Genomic DNA, 19,245 nt, shown 5'->3' on the forward strand with positions numbered 1-19,245 from the left:
GTTGATCAAGGAATTCCGACTACCGGACCTGGGTGAAGGCCTCACCGAATCGGAGATCGTCAGCTGGCATGTGGCTGTCGGTGACACCGTGGAGCTCAATCAGGTCATCGCGGACGTTGAGACGGCGAAGGCCGTCGTCGAGCTCCCTTCCCCCTACGCAGGCGTGGTGGCCAAGCTGCATGAGCAGCCGGGCACCGTGGTGGAGGTCGGTGCACCTATCGTCTCCTTCGACATTCCGGGCGGCGAGGCGGAAACGGCAGCGCCCGACGACGACGCCGCACCGGCCAAGCGCGAACCGAATCTCGTGGGATATGGCGCCGCGGTCGAAAAGTCCGGACGCCCCACACGGCGGGCGCGCCGCGGTGCCGCGCCGACGCTACCCGCCAAGCCCGCCGATGCTCCAACCGTCGATGAGACGGCGGAGCCTGCGGCTGTACAGGACTCCTTTTCACATACTGAATCCGAGCCGGAGGCGCCCGCCAACGCAGGCGGAGCCTCAGCTGAGCGGCCGCGGTCAACACCTCCTGTGCGCAAGCTCGCGCGGGATCTGGGTGTTGACCTCGGCATACTCCAGGGGTCCGGTCCGCAGGGCCTGATCACCCGGGACGATGTGATGGCTGCACAGGGCGGCAAGAATGAGCCCGCGGGAGAATCAGCGCCCGAGGCTTCGAATGCTTCAGCGTTGTCTACCCAGCGGGAAACCCGCATCCCGATCAAGGGCGTGCGGAAGCATACTGCGGCCGCAATGGTAACGAGCGCGTTCACCGCGCCGCATGTCACCGAGTTCCTCACGGTGGACGTCACGGAGTCCATGGAGCTCCTGGCCAGGCTGAAGTCGAGCCGTGCGTTCGCGGACGTCCGCATCAATGTGCTCACGCTGGTCGCCAAAGCCCTGTGCATTGCGCTGGACCGCAACCCGACTCTCAACTCCCGCTGGGACGAAGCGGCCCAGGAGATTGTCCAGCACCACTATGTGAACCTTGGCATCGCGGCGGCAACTCCGCGTGGGCTGATGGTTCCGAATATCAAGGACGCCCAGGCGCTGGGTCTGCGCGGGCTTGCGGACGCGTTGAAGAACCTGACGGACACTGCCCGTGCGGGCAAGACCAGCCCCGCTGATCTCTCGGGCGGCACAATCTCGATCACCAATGTCGGGGTCTTCGGGATCGACGCCGGTACGCCGATTCTCAACCCGGGGGAGGCCGCGATCCTCGCCATGGGTTCAGTGCGGAAGATGCCGTGGGAACATCGGGACGAGATCGCGCTGCGGCAGGTCATGACGCTCAGCCTGTCCTTCGACCACAGGCTGGTTGACGGGGAACAGGGTTCGCGGTTCCTCGCGGACTTAGGGACCATCCTGTCCGATCCGGGCATGGTCCTTACTATGGTCTAGTTGGACCATTTACCTCGGAAGTTTTGTGCAGCTATGGTGGTTTTCACGCCGTCGAACTCACCAGAGCTGCACAAAATTTCCCGGGTTGGTGCCGGTTCTAGCGCAGTTCCAGCACCAGTTCCCGGACGACGGCGCCGCGGGCGTTAGCGAAACCCTGCGCTTCCCCGATGGTGGTGAAGCCGTACCGTTCCAGGATGCGGATGGAGTTCGTGTTGTCCGCGACGGCGCGGGCGCGTAGCGGCCGTTCCGGGAACTCTTCGAGGAAAAGGCCAACGGCCGCCGTCGTAATGCCCTGCCCCCAGCGTGCCTTGTCGATCCAGTAGCTGATTTCGGGAATGCCGTTTTCGCGGTAGGCGAGGATGCTTCCCACCACGTCGCCGTCGGAGACGATGGTGCGCACTGTGACCGTTGGATCGTTCAGGATGTCTTGCCAGTGATGGTCGAAGACGCCGCGGTCCGAGGGGTTCTTGGCGCTGAATGCGGCCATGTGGTTGGCGCTTGGGTCGAGCTGGTGGGAGAAGAACTCGTCCAAATCGGCGGGTTCGACGGCGCGTAGCGTGATCACTGGGAGCTTTCAGGTAGACGGAACAGTAAGTGCAGCACTGGAACTGTTTTGCTTATTCATCAGCGTACTAGGCACTCAGGCATCGACGTTCAGTGCCGCCCAGGCCATGTCTTCGAGGAGTTGGCGCAACTCAGCTGTATCCCTGCTGCTCTTGCGGCGGTGAGTGGAGTGCGGCGTCGAGTTGATCAGGCCGAAGGCGGCGTGCGCTTTGCGGCGAAGCTGGCTCCGGGTTGAGGCGGGGTCGAGGGTGGCCAGCGCGTCCACCCACACCTCGACGTAATTGCGCTGCAGTGAGCGGACCTCCTCCTGGTCGGCTTCCGCGAGCGAACTGAGATCCCGGTCCTGCACCCGGATGACGTTGGCATTGCGCAGGGCGAAGTCCACCTGGAATTCAATGAGGCCGCGCAGCGCCTGCTCCGGGGTGGGGGACTCGGCCACCACGGCGTTGCTTCCCTCGAGCAGATCCTCGCTGACTCCGGTCAGTAGCGCTGCGAGGACGGCGGGTTTTCCGCTGAAGTGCCGGTAGACGGCAGGGCCGCTCACGCCGGCCGCTGCCCCGAGGTCCTCAATGGAAACGCCGTTGTAGCCGCGTTCAGCGAACAGTTGTGCTGCGGCGTCGAGCAGTGCGGCGCGACGGGACGCCTTGGCCAGGCTGCGGCCGGTCATCCTGATGGGTGCTGCGGCGTCCATGCCCGCCTTCCGTATAACTGTGTACGTATTTCTGTTGGCACCCCGGAGGGCTTTACCTATTGTGGTGGACATGTCGGTTAATAGCCACTAACCTAATTTGAGTTAATGTCTACTAACTGAGCGGGTTACCGAAAGGACGTCAATGGAGACCCTGGCATCGCGCCTGGACCCTGGAGCTGACGCGTTCCGGCTAAATGATGCCGGCCAGCGCGAGCTCGCTGCCGAACTTCGTGAGCGGCTCGCGAAAACCGCGCTTGGCGGCCCCGAACGATCACGTGAACGGCACGTGGCCCGCGGCAAGCTGCTGCCGCGGGAACGCATCGATCAGTTGCTTGATCCGGGAAGCCCGTTCCTTGAGATCGCTCCGCTCGCGGCGAACGGGATGTACGACGACGAAAGCCCCGGGGCGGGCGTCATCGCCGGCATCGGGCTTGTCCACGGCCGGCATGTGCTTGTGATCTCCAATGACGCCACGGTCAAGGGCGGCACCTATTACCCGATGACCGTCAAGAAACACCTTCGTGCGCAGGAGATCGCACTGGAGAACAATCTCCCATGCGTGTACCTCGTTGACTCCGGTGGAGCGTTCCTTCCGAAGCAGGATGAGGTTTTCCCGGACCGCGAGCACTTCGGCCGGATCTTCTACAACCAGGCCACCATGTCCGCGCGGAAAATCCCGCAGATCGCTGCTGTTATGGGTTCGTGCACCGCGGGTGGGGCCTACGTCCCTGCGATGAGCGATGAGACGGTGATCGTCCGTAACCAGGGCACCATTTTCCTTGGCGGACTGCCTCTGGTGAAGGCCGCAATCGGCGAGATCGTCACTGCGGAGGAACTGGGCGGCGGCGACGTCCACGCGAAGACCTCCGGCGTCGTCGACCATCTCGCGGAGAACGATCAGCACGCACTCGAAATTGTTCGGGACATCGTCTCCACGCTGCCCCTCCCCGAAACCGCGTGGACTCCCGGGACGAGCAAGGACCCGGCTGTGGACCTGCAGAGCCTTTACGGCGCCGTGCCGGTGGACGTGAACGCACCCTATGATGCCCGCGAGGTCATCGCCCGGATCGTTGACGGCAGTCGCTTCCACGAGTTCAAGAAGGAATACGGCACCACCCTGGTCACGGGCTTCGCCTCCCTTCACGGGCACCAGGTGGGGATCGTTGCGAACAACGGCGTCCTGTTCGGCGAATCAGCTCTCAAGGGCGCCCATTTCATCGAGTTGTGTGATCAACGGGGAATTCCGCTGATCTTCCTGCAGAATCTTTCCGGGTTCATGGTTGGCCGCGACTATGAAGCAGGCGGTATAGCCAAGCACGGAGCCAAGATGGTGACCGCGGTGGCAACGTGCCGGGTGCCCAAGCTGACCGTCGTCGTCGGCGGTTCGTTCGGTGCGGGCAACTATTCAATGTGTGGCCGTGCCTACTCGCCCCGCTTCCTGTGGATGTGGCCGGCCAGCCGAATCTCGGTCATGGGTGGAAACCAGGCGTCCTCCGTGCTGAGCACGGTCAAGCGCGATCAGCTCGAGGCCCGTGGCGAAGAGTGGAGCGCCGAGGACGAGGAAGCGTTCAAGGCTCCGATCCGCGAGCAGTACGAGGCTCAGGGCAGTCCCTATTACTCGACCGCCCGCCTCTGGGACGACGGCATCATTGACCCAGCAGACACCCGCCGGGTGCTCGGCCTGGCGCTGGATGTCTGCGCCAACGCACCGCTGCCTGAGACCTCCTTCGGCCTCTTCAGGATGTGAGACCCATGAAAAACACAGCCCTCTTTGACTGCGTACTGGTTGCAAATCGCGGTGAGATTGCATGCCGCGTCATTCGCACCCTCCGCGCGCTGGGTATCCGTTCGGTGGCCGTCTACAGCGATGCCGACGCCAGCGCCCGCCATGTGGCCGAAGCGGATCTCGCGGTACGCATCGGCCCCGCGGCCCCCGCGCAGAGCTACCTGAACATCGAAGCGATTATTGCCGCCTGCAAGGCGACGGGTGCCCAGGCCGTGCATCCCGGCTACGGGTTCCTCAGCGAGAACCAGGCATTCGCACGTGCCCTCGACGACGCTGGCGTCGCGTTCATCGGACCCAAGGTGCACGCCCTCAACATCATGGGCGACAAAATCCGGTCGAAGAACCATGTGACCGGCTTCGACGTGCCTGTTGTTCCGGGCATCGCGGAGTCAGGCCTGACCGACGCGGACCTCATTGCTGCGGCGCCGCAGGTTGGCTACCCGCTGTTGATCAAGCCGTCGGCAGGCGGCGGCGGCAAGGGTATGCATGTGGTGGAGCGTCCCGAGGACCTCCCTTTCACGCTCGAAACCGCGCGGCGCGTCGCAGCTTCGGCCTTCGGCGATGACACGCTGTTCCTGGAGCGGCTGGTTCGCACGCCGCGCCATATCGAGGTTCAGGTGCTGGCGGACGCGTACGGGAACGTCATTCACTTGGGGGAGCGGGAGTGCTCCCTGCAGCGCAGGCACCAAAAAGTCATTGAGGAAGCACCGTCCGCGCTGCTCGATGAGGCGACCCGGGCGCGTATCGGTGAAGCGGCGTGCAACGCGGCACGCAGCGTCGACTACGTCGGCGCAGGCACAGTGGAGTTCCTGGTCTCGGACGAGGCCCCGGACGAGTTCTTCTTCATGGAAATGAACACCCGCCTGCAGGTGGAGCATCCGGTGACGGAAATGGTCACGGGCGTGGATCTCGTTGAATGGCAGGTACGTATCGCGGCAGGGGAAAAGCTGACCCTCGCCCAGGACGACGTCGTACTGACCGGCCACGCGGTTGAGGCGCGTGTGTACGCGGAAGACGCTGAGGCTGGCTTCCTGCCCTCGGCGGGCACCGTCGTCGGGCTCTCTGAACCGCAGGGCGAGGGTGTGCGCGTGGATAGTTCGCTGCTGCCCGGGCTGGAGGTGTCGCCCACCTATGACCCCATGCTCTCGAAGGTCATCGCCTGGGCGCCGTCCCGGCCAGAGGCGCTTGATCGTCTGGACACAGCGCTCGCAGGCACACAGATCGCGGGATTGCGGACCAACGTCGAATACCTGCGCCTACTGATCAACGACGACGACGTCCGCGCCGGCAAGCTCGACACCACCATGATCGAGCGCAAGCTTCCCGATCTCACCTTCCGGGCACCCACGGATGCCGAGATCGCTGCGGCGGCCGCATTGCTGTCCGCACCGGATGCGTCGGCAACCGGTGCGTCGGCCGATTCACCGTGGTCCCGCGGAGACGGCTGGCGGATCGGTGGTGCCCATGTCGGCATTCCAGTGCAGCTGGAGGTCGGGAGTTCCACCGTCCGCAAAGTGACGCTCACACGGGACGGCGACGTTTCCCGCGTTGATGTCAACGGCACAGTGTTCCCGGTGTCCCTCCTTCCTGGCGGCCCGGACACCGTGCCGCTCCGCGCCGTCGTTGACGGCGTCACACTGTCCACCCGGTTCGTGACCGCCGGATCCACTCTCTGGCTCACGGACGCGGGCTGGTCCGTGCCCGTGCGCAGGCTCTCGCGGCAGGAGATCCTGCAGGCGCAGCTGGCCTCGATCGCCCGTGCCGAAGGGACAGCGGATCCCGAGGTTCGTTCGCCGATGCCGGGCACCGTGATCACGGTGAACGTGGCCGACGGCGACACCGTCGAGGAAGGTCAGGTCCTGCTGAGCGTCGAGGCAATGAAAATGGAGCACCAGTTGACCGCCGCCGTCACGGGAACGGTGGTCATCAACCTGAGCCCGGGCGATCTGGTTTCCGCAAACCAGGTGGTCGCGCGTATCCACCCCGAGCAGTCAGACACCCCCACAGAACAGGAAGAGCCCACATCATGAATTTCGAACTGAGCGAGGAATACCAGGATCTCGTCGATACCGTCCGTGACTTCGCCGACCAGGTTGTGGCACCGGTCTCGGCGAAGCACGACGAGGAACACAGCTTCCCGTATGAGGTCATCGCGCAGATGGGGGAGATGGGCCTGTTCGGGCTCCCCTTCCCCGAACAGTACGGCGGCATGGACGGCGACTACTTCGCGCTGTGCCTTGCGCTGGAGCAGATCGCCCGCGTTGACCAGTCCGTCGCGATCACCCTTGAGGCAGGCGTGTCCCTCGGCGCGATGCCGATCTTCCGCTTTGGCACCCAGGAGCAGAAGCAGCACTGGCTGCCGCAGCTGACCAGCGGCGAGGCGCTTGCCGGATTCGGGCTGACGGAGTCCGAGGCAGGCTCGGACGCGTCCGGGACGAAAACCAACGCAAAGCTGGTTGATGGCGAGTGGATCATCAACGGCACCAAGGAATTCATCACCAACTCGGGTACGGACATCACCCGGCTCGTGACGGTTACCGCGGTCACCGACACCACCACGCGCGAGAACGGCTCCGTGAAGAAGGAGATCTCAACGATCCTCGTTCCTACCGACACGCCGGGCTTCACCGCTGAAAAGGCCTACAACAAGGTCGGTTGGAACGCATCGGATACCCACCCGTTGACTCTCAAGGACGTGCGCGTTCCCGAGACCAACCTGCTCGGCACCCGCGGCCGCGGCTACGCCAACTTCCTGCAGATCCTCGACGAGGGCCGCATCGCCATCGCGGCGCTCGCAACCGGTGCCGCGCAGGGGTGTGTAGACGAGTCCATCCGCTACGCCAAGGAACGCCAGGCATTCGGCACCAACATCGGTGCCTACCAGTCGATCCAGTTCAAGATTGCACGGATGCAGGCACGCGCGCACACCGCTCGGCTCGCGTACTACGACGCCGCCTCCCGAATGCTCGCAGGCAAGCCGTTCAAGACGCAGGCCTCCATCGCTAAGCTGGTCGCAGGCGAGGCAGCCATGGACAACGCCCGCGATGCCACCCAGGTATTCGGTGGCTACGGGTTCATGAATGAGTTCACGGTGTCCCGCCACTATCGTGACTCGAAGATCCTTGAGGTCGGAGAGGGAACCACCGAAGTGCAGCTGATGCTCATTGCCCGCGAACTCGGGCTCTAGACAATCGGCCAACGCGCTGATTCGAAACCTGTGAGGGAGAAGCAGTGATAGACAAAGTTATCGCTTCAGCTACGGAGGCCGTGGCGGATATTCCTGACGGTGCATCGCTGGCCGTCGGTGGGTTCGGGCTGTGCGGAATTCCCGTGGCGTTGATCGACGCGCTGCATAGCCAGGGAACCACTGAGCTCGAGACCATCAGCAACAACTGCGGCGTTGACGGCTGGGGGCTGGGCCGGCTGCTGGACGATCACCGTATCAGGCGCACCGTGAGCTCCTACGTCGGAGAGAACAAGGAGTTCGCCCGGCAATACCTGTCCGGTGAGCTGGAGGTAGTTCTCACACCTCAGGGCACCCTGGCGGAGAAGCTGCGCGCAGGCGGTGCCGGGATTCCAGCCTTCTACACGACGGCCGGGGTGGGCACGCAGGTCAGCGAGGGAGGGCTTCCCCAGAAGTACGACGACGCCGGCAATATCGCGATTGCCTCGCAGCCCAAGGAGGTACGCGAGTTCGGCGGCCAGGATTATGTTCTCGAAGAGTCCGTCGCCCCCGACTTCGCATTGGTTCATGCCTGGAAGGGTGACCGGCACGGCAACCTGGTCTTTCATGCGACGGCGATGAACTTCAACCCCCTCTGTGCACAAGCGGGACGTATCACCATTGCCGAGGTGGAGGAGCTCGTGGAACCGGGTGAACTCGACCCTGCCCAGATCCACACCCCGGGCATTTTCGTTCAGCGGGTCGTTCACACTCCGGACACCGAGAAGCGCATTGAGAAGCGGACAGTGTCACTGAACTCTACTGAACCGTCCAGCCAGGCAAAGGAGCTCTAGAGAATGGCGCTGACACGAAATGAACTGGCTGCGCGTGTTGCGCAGGAGTTGGAGAACGGGCAGTACGTCAACCTGGGTATTGGGATGCCCACGCTCATTCCCAATTACATTCCCGAGGGTGTAGAGGTTGTCCTGCACTCCGAGAACGGGATCCTTGGCGTCGGTCCGTACCCCACCGAGGAGCAGCTTGACCCGGATCTCATCAATGCGGGCAAGGAAACCGTGACGGTCAACAAGGGTTCGGCGTTCTTCGACTCGGCCGCATCCTTCGGGATGGTCAGGGGAGGGCATGTGGACCTTGCGGTGCTCGGCGCCATGGAGGTCGCGGCCAACGGTGACCTCGCGAACTGGATGATTCCCGGCAAGATGGTCAAGGGCATGGGCGGCGCCATGGACCTGGTGTTCGGTGCCAAGCGGCTCATCGTCATGATGGAGCACGTCGACCGCAACGGCAATCCCAAGATCGTCAAGGATTGTTCCCTTCCCCTGACCGGCAAGGGCTGTGTTGACCGGATCATCACCGATCTTGCCGTGATCGATGTAGACCATGAGCGTAACGGTGGGACGCTGGTCCTACGTGAGACGGCTCCTGGTGTGAGCGTCGACGAGGTTGTTGCTGCGACCGGAGCTCCACTGGAGGTCGAACTCGATGAGCGCTGAGGCATCCGGCGCCCGCACGATCGTTCAGCGCGGGCTCTACTATGACGAACTTGAGACCGGCGTTTTGTACGCGCACCGTCCAGGCAGGACGCTGACTGAAGCGGACAATGTTCTGTTCACCACGATGACGATGAACACGCAGGCGCTGCACCTTGATTCGGCGTGGAGCGGGGAGCAGCCTTTTGGCCAGCGTCTGGTGAATTCGATGCTCACTCTGGCAACCGTCGTCGGGCAGTCAGTTACCCAGCTCACGCAAGGGACCATCGTCGCCCAGCTCGGACTGAACGATATTTCCTTTCCCAAACCCGTCTTCCACGGGGACACCCTCTATACCGAGACCGAGATTACCGAGAAGCGACCGTCAAAGTCGCGTCCCGGGCAGGGGCTGGTGACCATGAAGCACACGGGACGGAATCAGGACGGTGAGGTGGTGGCACTGGCTACCCGGACCGTGCTGATGTGGACCGCGGGTGCGCACGGGGAGGGCAAGGGTGTTCATGACTGACTTCGTCATGGGGCCGGCCCTGCTCTTTTGCCCCGCAGACCGTCCGGAGCGCTACGCCAAGGCAGCGGAGCGTGCGGATGCCGTGATCATTGACCTCGAAGATGCGGTTGCACCCGAGGACAAACCGGCTGCCCGCCAGGCTCTCGCGGAAAGCGCACTTGATCCGGCGCGGACCATTGTGAGGCTGAATTCCGCGCAGACTCACGATTTCGCGAAGGACCTTGAGGCGCTTCGGGACACCCCATACCGCACCGTGATGCTTGCTAAAGCCGAGGGCGCTGCAGACCTGTGGGGCCTCAATGGTTTCGAGGTCATTGCACTGTGCGAGACCGCTCGGGGTGTGATGAACGCAGCCGAGCTGGCTGAGGAGCCCAACGTAGTTGCGCTGATGTGGGGTGCCGAGGATCTGGTGGCTTCCCTTGGCGGGACGGGCAGCCGGAGAGAAGACGGCGGTTACCGCGACGTCGCTTTGCACGCCCGGTCGCAGGTGCTGCTCGCTGCCGGAGCCGCGGGCAAGCACGCGGTGGACGCTGTGTACGTGAACATTCCTGACCTCGACGGTCTGGCCGAGGAGGCGCGCGATGCAGTGGCGTCCGGCTTTGGTATGAAGGCCTGCATACATCCAAGCCAGGTCCAGGTCATCAGGGATGCGTACCGGCCTTCGGAGGCCGAGGAGCAATTCGCGCGTGATGTCCTCGCAGAAGCGCAGCGTCAGGGCGGCGTGTTCAAGTTCCAGGGCAAGATGGTCGATGGGCCGATTCTTCGGCATGCCGAGCAGACCCTCCGGCGGGCGGGGCGCGGCTGAAGCGGGCGGGGCGCGGCTGAAGCGGGCGGGGCGCGCCTAATGTTGACGGTCGCGGTGCCGTCTATTGTTCCGTGTCGTCCCAGCCGAGATTGCTTGCCATGCGCCGCAGTACGTCCAGGGTTGCCTCGTACTCGGCCGGCGAGATCCCCTCAGCGATAAGATCCCGGTTTCGCTCAACGATTTCGGTTAGTTTCAGTACGCTGCTGCGGCCCAGGTCAGTGAGGGAGTAGCTGCCATCGTCGAGACTGATCCAGCGACTCTCCGTGAGTTCGGCGATGTCTTCGCCGGTTGTCTCTTCGGGGGGTGACTCGCCGGCAACCGCACCGCCCGTCGATGGCTCGATGACGGCGTCAGGAAAAGCCTCAGCCAACTGAGTTGTCGTTGCAGGCGTTTCGGCCAGCACGTTCAGGAGCTGCCATTGGCGGCGGGTTACACCGTGTTCCTCCATGGCAGCGTTGAACTGATCGGTGATCAGTCGGTCGACGAGTGCGAGCCAGAATCCAATGGGGCGTTCCACGTTTCCACTGTACAAGCGCGACATAGCGAGCGCGCGGATGGCGTGCACTTGTCCTCTGCTTGATCTTCGTGCACGCCTGCACGCCTGTACACAGAACTTCGTGCGCTGCTGAGGTGCCGTGGCGGTGCGGACGCCGGTCCGGCGGTGTCAGAAGGGTGGCGGCCGGTCGGCTTCCTTCTGTTCGGGTTCAGGGCCGTCATCGGGGCTGGCATCTTCATCGCCTCTGGTGCGCATGGCGGTGGTGAGGTTCTGGAGGATCCGGGTGGTCGGTGAGACTTCATTCCCTGCTGGTGGTGTTTCTGGTGGTGTGGTGTAGGTCCGTCCACCCGGAGAAGTCCACGACAACCCACCGCTGCTGCCGCCGCCGCTGCCCTCCGGGTGAGGTTTCGGTGTCCAGTCGGTTTGATGCTTAAGCATGTGGTGGCGTTTGCAGACCGGGTAGAGGTTGTCCTGGCTGGTGGTACCGTTCCCGGCCCAGGAGATCAGATGGTCCAGTTCGCAGCGGCTGGCCGGCCGGTTACACCCGTAGAAGGTACAGGTTTTCTCCCGCACCTGTATCCAGGTGCGGAGGTCCTCACTGGGCCGGTACCGGGTCCGGTCCAAACCCAGGACGGCCCCGGTGTAGGGGTGGGTGAGTAAGCGCAGGAACGAGGTGGCGTTACCGGCCAGTTCCCTGGCGGCTTCTGCCGGGATCGGCCCGTAACCTTCCAACTCTGCCGGTTCATCGGTGAGTCCCATCAGGGAGAACACCGGGACGGTAACCAGGATCTTCGCCGTAGAGGGAACCCGCACCCCATCACCGGCCGCACCCACAATCCGACCCTCACGTTCGGTGGATCCGTTTGGATGGCCCGCGGCAGAGCCGCCGACGGCGGCGGTAGGACCAACGCCGCAGCCCACACCGCTTCCGTCGCCGCCGCGGCCTCCAGTGATCACGGTGCCTGGGGCGTTCAGGAGGATGTCAGCGAACACGTCGGCGCGGAGCTGGGGCAGGGTCCGCGGGTCATCGGCTGCCCGTAAACCGCGGGCGGTGGCATCAAGGGTTGTGTGAATGGCGTGTGCCTGCTCCGCCGGTAGGTACGCGCTGAGCCAGGACATTCCATCCGGGCCCGGTTCGATGAGCACGCACCGCTCGGTCTCGGCTCTGACTCGGCGGACAGTAATCGTTTCGGGATGCAGTTTTTCCCGCAACCGCCGGCACCTCGCGGTGAGCTTGGGCCGGTTCAACTCCGCCGCCGTCTCGAGGACCTTCGCCTCGAACCCCGGCACAGCCTCGGCCGGGAGGGTGCGGGACTGCTCCACGATGACCGACGCCCTGCCCGGACACAACCGGCCCTCCTCCAGGGCCTCCAGCGTCCCCGGCAACGAACCCGTCAACGCCAACGATTCGGTCACCAACCGGGACGCAGCACCCTCGGACAACTTCAACAGCGCAGCTGTCTCCGACACGGCCTCAGTGAATTGCAAATCCCGGCCCGACCACGACGAATTACCCGCATCACTGGCCGCATACACCCGGGACACCAACCGGGCACGCTGCCCCGCAGCCCACGAAATCAACCTGTCCGCCGCCCGCAACACATCTAACGCATCCGCAAGGCCTGGCCAACCCGAAGAGTCGAACGAACCAAAGGAATCCGGAAAGCCCTGCACAAATCCGAGCAGCCCATACGGAGACGCCTCCTCCACCCGAGCCCGGGCATGCTCATCAGGGAAGAAGCCACCGCCACCAGGATCCAGATTCTCCTCGAAATGCGCGCCACGCCAACCCCGGTCCGCGTCACGATACGCGTCCTCAAGGCTCGGCAACCCGCCAACGAAATCCATACCCTCACTCAACCATCCGGGTCTGACAAAACCGGATCGATCAGCTTTATGAAGTTAGCTCAGACGCCGGATGAAGCGCCGTTCCCATCGGCCCGAGGTGCGGTCGCGCTGCAGCTCATCAGTGCGGTTCCAACCGGCATGCTCGTAGACACCGATCGCCCGGTCATTGTCATCGATCACCCACAGTTCGAGGATCGTCAGATTGAGCTCGCGCGCGAAGTGCTCGGCTTCGGACAGAAGGCGGGTTCCCAGACCCGATCCCCACGCTTCAGGGTCAACGGCGAGGTAGAAGACTTCGAGGGTCTCCTCGCGCGGTGCGAACAGGGTGAAACCCGTGGGCATCCCGCGCAGGCGGAGGACAATTAGCTTCGATCCATCGATGGCGAGCCTGCGCTGGAGGCCCGGCAGTGCGGTTTCGACGGTCGCGGGGAAGGACTCGTTATCCCGCCGCGCTGTTGCCCGGGCCCAGATTGCCGCGCACTCCGCTACCTCCCCTGGGCCCCTCGCTTGCGATACATGCACGTTGGAAGTAGTCACCCGGCCATCTTCCCATCACTGGTGAGGGTTTCTGGGTGGAGTTTCTCCCGCAATCGAGCGCACCTCGCGGTGAGCGCGGACCCCAGGGCCGGAACAATAGGTGGGCGGTCGGCGTGGTGACGCAGGTTGACGCTCATCCGGTATGTCATGGAATGTATGTCGATCACCTTAGCTACCCCGGACGTTGCGAATCTGGGGCAGGTACTTGAAGCCTTGCGCTCCTGGCAACACGATGGCATGCCCATACAGCTCCATCCGGGCGATATTGGATGGGCCTGGCAGATCGGTGCGTCAGCCCTGGCCGAGCGAGTCCGGATTTGGTCCCTCGATGGAAGTAACCACGCTGTCGGACTGCTGGATGGTCCAACGCTCCTGCGATTGGCGGTCGCTCCGGAGGCCAGCGAGAATGAGGAGCTTGCCGCGCGTATTCTCACCGATGTTACTGACCCATCGCGTGGCGTCCTACCGAGCGGAACATCATCCGTTGAGGCGCGCTTCGGAACGGCATTACGATCCGGGATCCAGGATGCCGGATGGATGGGAGACGAACCCTGGACGCCCTTCGCCCGCGACCTCACCGCACCCGTGCAGGAATGCGGCATGCGCATCGAGACCGTAGGGCCGGAGCTGGCCAATGCACGAGTCCAGGTGCAGAATGCATCCTTCGACAACTCACGCTTTAGCGAGGAGCGATGGCGCACCATGGCGAATGGCCCGGCCTACACCGATGCGCGTTGCCTGCTCGCATATAACGAACAAGGATTGGCTGTGGCAACTGCGACCGTCTGGTCCGCCGGAATCAACAGGCCCGGCCTCATCGAACCGATGGGCGTGGCGGGGAACCAGCGCGGCCACGGCTACGGGACTGCGATCACACTGGCGGCCGCCGCAGCGCTTCAGGAAATGGGATCATCGAGTGCGCTCGTGTGTGCGGAGAGCGCAAACGTGGGTGCTGTCGCTACCTACAAGGCGGCCGGATTCACCTGCCACCCGGAGGTCCACGACTTTCGCCGGAATGTATAGCCCGGCGCTTGCTTCCAAAGCGACCGTACGCCCGCGAGCACGGTTCCACGCAGCCCGTTCAGGGCCGTGTGATGGAATGGGTAAGGAACTGAACGCCTCGAAGGTTAGGACACCATGAAGGTAGTTATCGCCGGAGCGCACGGAAAAATCGCACGTCAGTTGACCCGCCTTCTGAATGATGGTGGCCATCAGGTGACCGGTTTGATCCGTTCCGAACAACAGATCCAGGACATTCACGACGACGGCGGTACGCCCGTGGTGCTCGACCTTGAGTCGGGCACGGTGCAGGAAGTGCAGCAGCACCTTCAGGATGCGGACGCCGTCGTCTTCGCTGCCGGAGCAGGATCGGGTAGCGGGATTGAGCGCAAGGACACCGTAGACCGGGCTGCATCCGTGAAGCTGGCCGACGCTGCCGAGGCCGCCGGCGTCGGACGATTCATCCAGGTTTCGGCCATGGGCACTGACGCCGTTCGTGACGGTCAGCGCCCTGACGGGCTCGACGACGTCTTCTACGCCTACCTGCAGGCCAAGCTTGCAGCAGAGGAAGACCTCAAAGTCCGCCGTACCCTGAGCTGGACCATCCTGCGCCCGGGCCAGCTCACCGACGACCCCGGCACCGGCCGGGTGAAATTGTCCTCGCACGCCGGACGAGGCCCAGTACCGCGCCAGGACGTCGCCGCTGTACTCAGCGCCTTGCTGGAGTCACGGCTTGGAGACCGCAGGGTGCTCGAGCTGGTAGCGGGCCCCGAATCAATCGCTGACGCGATCGCGGCCATTCCCCGCTGAGAAATCCGCACCAAAAAATCAAGCAAGCCGCGGTACGGAATACTGAGGGTATGGAGTTCTCCCGCGTACCATCAGCCCCACGCCGCGTCGTCATCCTCGGGTCAACCGGCTCCGTGGGGGCTCAGGCGCTGGACGTCATCGCGCAGGCTCCCCACCTGTTCACGGTGGCGGGCGTTTCGGCAGGCGGCGGGAACCTGGCACTGTTGGCGAGCCAGGCGGTGGAAGCCGAAGCTCCCGTCGTTGCAGCGGCAACCGGCACCGAACGGGAGCTTCGCGACGCCATCGCACTAGCCGCGCGGGATGCCGGCAAGTCCGGCTACCGGCCTGAAATCCTCACCGGCACCGACGCGTCGGCCACGCTTGCCGCCTGGCCGCACGCCGACGTCGTTCTCAACGCCATCACCGGATCCATTGGGCTGGCACCCACGCTCGCCGCACTGAAGCAGGGGCATCTGCTCGCGCTGGCCAATAAGGAGTCGCTCATCGCGGGCGGCCAACTCGTGAAAGACGCCGCAGGCGAGGGGCAGATCGTGCCGGTCGACTCGGAGCATTCCGCCATCGCCCAGGCCCTGCGCGCCGGAACACCCGACGAGGTCGAGCGACTGATCCTCACCGCGTCGGGTGGGCCGTTCCGCGGCCGCAACAGGGCAGAGATGGAGGCCGTCACTCCGGCGGAGGCGCTTGCCCACCCCACTTGGGATATGGGACTCATGGTGACAACCAACTCCGCGACCATGGTGAACAAAGCACTGGAGGTCATTGAGGCGCATCTGCTCTTCGATGTGCCGCTGGAGCGAATCGACGTCGTCGTGCATCCGCAGTCGGTGATCCATTCCATGGTGGAGTTCATCGACGGCTCCACCCTTGCGCAGGCATCACCGCCCGACATGCGGCTGCCTATCGCCCTCGGACTGGGCTGGCCGAAACGGGTGCGCGGCGCGGCGCGCCCCTGTGACTGGAGTGCAGCGGCCTCCTGGACGTTCGAGCCACTTGATCATGAAGCGTTCCCGGCCGTCGAGCTGGCCAAGCAGGCCGCCGGTCGCGGCGGGACCCACATGGCCGTCTACAACGCCGCGAACGAGGAGGCGGTGGCTGCCTTCCACACCGGACGCATCCGATTCACCGCTATCGTTGACACGGTCAGCGCGGTGCTGGCTGAACACACCAGCGACCAGCTTCTTACCCTCCAGTCAGTGCTCGACGCCGAAGACTGGGCACGCCGCAGTGCCCGGATTCGTTGTGGTTTGCAGGACTGAATCCCACCGCCCGAAAAGGAATCTTCGTTGTCCATTGTGCTCTTCCTAGCCGGCGTGATCTTCGTTGCGGTTGGCATTGCCGCATCCATCGCGCTGCACGAAGTGGGCCACCTCGTCCCCGCCAAGCTGTTCAAGGTGCGGGTCACGCAGTACATGATCGGCTTCGGCCCGACAATCTTCTCGAGACGGAAAGGCGAAACCGAGTATGGCGTGAAGGCGCTTCCGCTTGGCGGCTACGTGTCGATGGTCGGTATGTTCCCGCCGGGGAAGAACGACGACGGCGAGGGCTCCGTCCGGCAGTCCAGTACCGGCATGTTCCAGCAGCTCGCGGCGGACGCGCGGCAGGCGGCAGCGGAGCAGCTCCAGCCAGGCGACGAAGACCGGGTCTTCTACAAGTTGTCTATCTGGAAGCGCATTGTCATCATGCTCGGTGGGCCGGTGATGAACCTGATCATCGGCATCGTCATGTTCGCGGTGCTCATCATGGGGTTCGGTTCCGCCCAGGCCACCACTACTGTCTCGGACGTTTCGCGTTGTGTGATTCCGGTCAGCCAGCAGGAGGAGACAGGCCAGACTGACTGCGCTCCGGGTGACCCGACCGCCCCTGCCTATGAAGCCGGCCTGCAGCCGGGAGACAGGATCGTGGGCTTCGACGGCCGGGAGGTCACTAGCTGGGAGCAGCTCTCGGCCTGGATCCGTGACACGGCGGGCCAGGAAGTGCCGATCAGTTACATCCGGGACGGCGAGACGATCACCGCGACCATCGAACCTCTGCTGACCGAACGCCCAATCCCGGATGTCGACGGCCGCGCCAAACTGAACGAGGACGGCACTCCCGTCATGCAGGAAGTCGGCTTTGTAGGCGTGGGCCCCCAATCCGAACTTGTCCCGCAGCCGGCCTCCGAGGTCATGCCGGCGGTGGGGGACAGTCTGGTGAGGGTCACCGGCGTCGTTCTCAATCTTCCCCAGCGCGTAGCCCAGGTAGCCGAGGCAGCGTTCTCGGATGCACCGCGCGATCCAAACGGCCCGATCAGCGTGGTGGGCGTGGGCAGAATCGCGGGCGAAGTGTCCGCGATGGAGGAAATTCCGTTCGAAGCCCGTGCCGCCACCCTCGTCGGTCTGGTCGGTGGGGTGAACCTGGCACTGTTCGTGTTCAACCTGATTCCGCTCCTGCCCCTGGACGGCGGCCATGTTGCCGGTGCGCTCTGGGAGGGCTTGCGGCGTACGGTTGCCAGGGTTTTCAGGAAACCGGATCCGGGCCCTTTCGACATGGCCAAGCTCCTTCCTCTGACCTACGTTATGGTCGTTCTCCTCATGGGTATGGGCGCCCTGTTGATCTACGCCGATATCGTCAAGCCGGTCAACCTGTTCGGCTAGGTTGAATTTGGATTCTCACCCTTATTTGGTTGAATTCGAGTTATCAACCATCTAAGGTTGACAAATGTACGTCCTGACGATTGACCAACGAAACAGCCGAAAGGGCCAGGACCGGATCCCGGAACTGATTTCGGCGCTCAGCGATATCCGGACCGAAATTCCCTTCGAACGCTCGGTCGGTGATGAGGCGCAGGCTGTCCTGTCCTCCGCCGAGGGTGTCATCGACGTGACTATGCGGTGCCTCCGGGATGGCGGGTGGTACGTGGGTGTCGGTGTCGGGGCGATTGAGCTCCCCCTTCCCGCGAGTCCTCGGGAGGGCAGGGGCGAAGCGTTTGTGGCGGCGCGGGCCGCCGTCGAACGCGCCAAGAAAGCCGCAGACCGCACACCTGTTGCTGTCGAGGGCCCATCTCCGGCGGCGGAAGCGGAGGCCGTGCTTGCCCTGATCGGACGGTTTGTGATGCACCGGTCCCAATCCGAATGGCGGATCCTGGATCTGTTGGAGCCGCAGCAGAGGGGAAGCCAGTCCGCCGTCGCCCGCGCCCTGGACATCAGCCCGCAAGCTGTGAGCAAAGCCGTGAACAGGTCCGCCTGGATCGAGGAATGGGCGGCCCGTCCGGCTGCGGCAGTATTGTTGCAGCTGGCAGATCAACCGAAAGGCCGGGGGGAATGAACTGATGGAGATCCTGTACGGAATTTCTGCCTTGTTCGCGGCCGGATTCCTCGGTTGGCCGATCACGCTCACAGTGCTCCGCCTCGCTAGCAGCGTCGATGAGCGTGAATCCCCGGATGATGGGACCGAGGCGTACGACGACGGTGCGCCGCCAGAATCCGAAGCCGCCACGACTGCCGCCCCAATCGGCTCACCGGACACAGCGGGCGTCCTCAGCGGAGGATTGGTGATCGGCATCCTCGAGCGGATGGCAGTGGCGCTGGCCATCCTCCTGAACGAGCCGGTGGCCATCGCCTACGTCGTCGCGATCAAAGGTCTGGGCCGGTATGCAGAGTTGAAGGAAACCCCTGCGGCGGCCGAACGGTTCATCATCGGCACCCTCACCTCGCTGCTGTGGGCCTGTGGTGTCGCCGGTCTCACAGCGGCCTACCTCCTCTGATCAGGTAACGCCTACCGGCCCCGAAGTTCGCTGCGCTTCGCACCGGTCCTGAACCACTAGACTCAACAGCATGAGTGTTTTCGCAGTCGAGTACGTATACGGGGCCGAAGCCGCAGCGGCCCGGGATGAGCACCGGCCGGCGCATCGTGAATGGCTGAACGGACTGGTCAAGCAGGGGAATGTTCTGGCCTCAGGTCCCTTCGTTGACAACGCCGGCGCGCTCTTGCTGTTCGTTGCCGAGAGCGAAGCAGATTTGAATGAACTCCTGAAGCAGGACCCTTTCGCAACGGCGGGCACCATTTCCGCCGTCAAGACAACGCAGTGGAACCCCGTTGTCGGCGTTCTCTCGGAGCACGCGGACAAATAGCCGTAGTAGTACCACCAGCAACCTA

Annotated in this window: 20 protein-coding genes; 15 read left to right on the forward strand and 5 right to left on the reverse strand. The window is 63.8% G+C overall.

Annotated features, from left to right (window positions below):
• Position 1 precedes the first annotated feature (1 nt).
• A complete protein-coding gene (locus BJ994_RS04915) occupies positions 2-1,393 on the forward strand; it encodes a dihydrolipoamide acetyltransferase family protein (RefSeq protein WP_209066609.1) in 1,392 nt (463 codons plus the stop codon).
• Between the two features lie 97 nt (positions 1,394-1,490).
• On the opposite strand, the gene BJ994_RS04920 is transcribed toward BJ994_RS04915, so the two are convergent.
• Together BJ994_RS04920 and BJ994_RS04925 are read right to left on the reverse strand one after the other, a co-directional pair.
• Entirely contained in the window at positions 1,491-1,958 is a 468-nt protein-coding gene (locus BJ994_RS04920) for a GNAT family N-acetyltransferase (protein ID WP_167992095.1), read from the reverse strand.
• A 75-nt stretch (positions 1,959-2,033) separates the two neighbouring features.
• Complete coding sequence (locus BJ994_RS04925; protein ID WP_167992097.1) at positions 2,034-2,648, reverse strand: SACE_7040 family transcriptional regulator; 615 nt, start codon at positions 2,646-2,648, stop codon at positions 2,034-2,036.
• A gap of 142 nt (positions 2,649-2,790) precedes the next feature.
• Here BJ994_RS04925 and BJ994_RS04930 point away from each other — a divergent pair, with 142 nt between their 5' ends.
• The 7 genes from BJ994_RS04930 to BJ994_RS04960 are packed head-to-tail and all read left to right on the forward strand — an operon-like array spanning position 2,791 to position 10,421.
• The gene (locus tag BJ994_RS04930) at positions 2,791-4,395 is read left to right on the forward strand and encodes a carboxyl transferase domain-containing protein (protein WP_167992099.1); all 1,605 of its coding nucleotides are present in this window, start codon (positions 2,791-2,793) and stop codon (positions 4,393-4,395) included.
• Between the two features lie 5 nt (positions 4,396-4,400).
• Positions 4,401-6,464, forward strand: a complete 2,064-nt coding sequence (locus BJ994_RS04935; RefSeq protein WP_167992101.1) for an ATP-binding protein — start codon at positions 4,401-4,403, stop codon at positions 6,462-6,464.
• A complete protein-coding gene (locus tag BJ994_RS04940; protein ID WP_167995862.1) occupies positions 6,458-7,621 on the forward strand; it encodes an acyl-CoA dehydrogenase family protein in 1,164 nt (387 codons plus the stop codon). Before BJ994_RS04935 ends, BJ994_RS04940 begins: the two co-directional genes overlap by 7 nt.
• Before the next feature lie 44 nt (positions 7,622-7,665).
• Positions 7,666-8,451 carry a 3-oxoacid CoA-transferase subunit A gene (locus tag BJ994_RS04945; protein ID WP_167992104.1) on the forward strand — a complete coding sequence of 262 codons (786 nt, stop codon included), beginning with the start codon at positions 7,666-7,668 and terminating at the stop codon, positions 8,449-8,451.
• A gap of 3 nt (positions 8,452-8,454) precedes the next feature.
• Positions 8,455-9,111 (forward strand): CoA transferase subunit B, encoded by a 657-nt coding sequence (locus tag BJ994_RS04950; RefSeq protein ID WP_167992107.1) that lies wholly within the window; start codon positions 8,455-8,457, stop codon positions 9,109-9,111.
• Positions 9,101-9,616 (forward strand): MaoC family dehydratase, encoded by a 516-nt coding sequence (locus BJ994_RS04955; protein ID WP_167992109.1) that lies wholly within the window; start codon positions 9,101-9,103, stop codon positions 9,614-9,616. The genes BJ994_RS04950 and BJ994_RS04955 overlap by 11 nt, the downstream gene beginning before the upstream one ends.
• A complete protein-coding gene (locus BJ994_RS04960) occupies positions 9,609-10,421 on the forward strand; it encodes an HpcH/HpaI aldolase/citrate lyase family protein (RefSeq protein WP_167992111.1) in 813 nt (270 codons plus the stop codon). The genes BJ994_RS04955 and BJ994_RS04960 overlap by 8 nt, the downstream gene beginning before the upstream one ends.
• A 61-nt stretch (positions 10,422-10,482) precedes the next feature.
• Here the strand turns inward: BJ994_RS04960 and BJ994_RS04965 are convergent, their stop codons facing one another.
• The 3 genes from BJ994_RS04965 to BJ994_RS04975 all read right to left on the reverse strand — a co-directional run bounded on the left by BJ994_RS04965 (position 10,483) and on the right by BJ994_RS04975 (position 13,302).
• Positions 10,483-10,938 carry a MarR family winged helix-turn-helix transcriptional regulator gene (locus tag BJ994_RS04965; protein ID WP_342450288.1) on the reverse strand — a complete coding sequence of 152 codons (456 nt, stop codon included), beginning with the start codon at positions 10,936-10,938 and terminating at the stop codon, positions 10,483-10,485.
• A gap of 147 nt (positions 10,939-11,085) precedes the next feature.
• Positions 11,086-12,765: an HNH endonuclease signature motif containing protein gene (locus BJ994_RS04970; protein WP_167992114.1), complete on the reverse strand. Its 1,680-nt coding sequence runs from the start codon at positions 12,763-12,765 to the stop codon at positions 11,086-11,088.
• A 54-nt stretch (positions 12,766-12,819) separates the two neighbouring features.
• Positions 12,820-13,302: a GNAT family N-acetyltransferase gene (locus BJ994_RS04975; RefSeq protein WP_167992116.1), complete on the reverse strand. Its 483-nt coding sequence runs from the start codon at positions 13,300-13,302 to the stop codon at positions 12,820-12,822.
• A gap of 237 nt (positions 13,303-13,539) precedes the next feature.
• Here BJ994_RS04975 and BJ994_RS04980 point away from each other — a divergent pair, with 237 nt between their 5' ends.
• The 7 genes from BJ994_RS04980 (at position 13,540) to BJ994_RS05010 (ending at position 19,220) form a co-directional block, all read left to right on the forward strand.
• Entirely contained in the window at positions 13,540-14,325 is a 786-nt protein-coding gene (locus BJ994_RS04980; RefSeq protein ID WP_245192252.1) for a GNAT family N-acetyltransferase, read from the forward strand.
• A 114-nt stretch (positions 14,326-14,439) separates the two neighbouring features.
• Entirely contained in the window at positions 14,440-15,111 is a 672-nt protein-coding gene (locus tag BJ994_RS04985) for an SDR family oxidoreductase (RefSeq protein WP_167992121.1), read from the forward strand.
• Between the two features lie 50 nt (positions 15,112-15,161).
• On the forward strand, positions 15,162-16,367 hold the full coding sequence (gene dxr, locus BJ994_RS04990; protein ID WP_167992123.1) for a 1-deoxy-D-xylulose-5-phosphate reductoisomerase: 1,206 nt from the start codon (positions 15,162-15,164) through the stop codon (positions 16,365-16,367).
• Between the two features lie 27 nt (positions 16,368-16,394).
• Complete coding sequence (locus tag BJ994_RS04995; RefSeq protein ID WP_167992126.1) at positions 16,395-17,744, forward strand: M50 family metallopeptidase; 1,350 nt, start codon at positions 16,395-16,397, stop codon at positions 17,742-17,744.
• A gap of 64 nt (positions 17,745-17,808) precedes the next feature.
• Positions 17,809-18,414, forward strand: a complete 606-nt coding sequence (locus tag BJ994_RS05000; RefSeq protein WP_167992128.1) for a MarR family transcriptional regulator — start codon at positions 17,809-17,811, stop codon at positions 18,412-18,414.
• A 4-nt stretch (positions 18,415-18,418) separates the two neighbouring features.
• Positions 18,419-18,853 (forward strand): hypothetical protein, encoded by a 435-nt coding sequence (locus BJ994_RS05005; RefSeq protein WP_167992131.1) that lies wholly within the window; start codon positions 18,419-18,421, stop codon positions 18,851-18,853.
• A gap of 70 nt (positions 18,854-18,923) precedes the next feature.
• Entirely contained in the window at positions 18,924-19,220 is a 297-nt protein-coding gene (locus BJ994_RS05010) for a YciI family protein (RefSeq protein WP_167992133.1), read from the forward strand.
• Positions 19,221-19,245 lie beyond the last annotated feature (25 nt).

Source organism: Arthrobacter pigmenti (assembly GCF_011927905.1).
In the GTDB taxonomy this organism is placed as follows: domain Bacteria; phylum Actinomycetota; class Actinomycetes; order Actinomycetales; family Micrococcaceae; genus Arthrobacter_D; species Arthrobacter_D pigmenti.

Bases quoted from the DNA above. Each gene is read 5' to 3' on its own strand.
- BJ994_RS04925 (WP_167992097.1), bottom strand. From the start codon at position 2,648: ATGGACGCCGCAGCACCCATCAGGATGACCGGCCGCAGCCTGGCCAAG.
- BJ994_RS04930 (WP_167992099.1), top strand. From the start codon at position 2,791: ATGGAGACCCTGGCATCGCGCCTGGACCCTGGAGCTGACGCGTTCCGG.
- BJ994_RS04935 (WP_167992101.1), top strand. From the start codon at position 4,401: ATGAAAAACACAGCCCTCTTTGACTGCGTACTGGTTGCAAATCGCGGT.
- BJ994_RS04950 (WP_167992107.1), top strand. From the start codon at position 8,455: ATGGCGCTGACACGAAATGAACTGGCTGCGCGTGTTGCGCAGGAGTTG.
- BJ994_RS04955 (WP_167992109.1), top strand. From the start codon at position 9,101: ATGAGCGCTGAGGCATCCGGCGCCCGCACGATCGTTCAGCGCGGGCTC.
- BJ994_RS04960 (WP_167992111.1), top strand. From the start codon at position 9,609: ATGACTGACTTCGTCATGGGGCCGGCCCTGCTCTTTTGCCCCGCAGAC.
- BJ994_RS04970 (WP_167992114.1), bottom strand. From the start codon at position 12,765: ATGGATTTCGTTGGCGGGTTGCCGAGCCTTGAGGACGCGTATCGTGAC.
- BJ994_RS04980 (WP_245192252.1), top strand. From the start codon at position 13,540: ATGCCCATACAGCTCCATCCGGGCGATATTGGATGGGCCTGGCAGATC.
- BJ994_RS04985 (WP_167992121.1), top strand. From the start codon at position 14,440: ATGAAGGTAGTTATCGCCGGAGCGCACGGAAAAATCGCACGTCAGTTG.
- dxr (WP_167992123.1), top strand. From the start codon at position 15,162: ATGGAGTTCTCCCGCGTACCATCAGCCCCACGCCGCGTCGTCATCCTC.
- BJ994_RS05000 (WP_167992128.1), top strand. From the start codon at position 17,809: ATGTACGTCCTGACGATTGACCAACGAAACAGCCGAAAGGGCCAGGAC.
- BJ994_RS05005 (WP_167992131.1), top strand. From the start codon at position 18,419: ATGGAGATCCTGTACGGAATTTCTGCCTTGTTCGCGGCCGGATTCCTC.
- BJ994_RS05010 (WP_167992133.1), top strand. From the start codon at position 18,924: ATGAGTGTTTTCGCAGTCGAGTACGTATACGGGGCCGAAGCCGCAGCG.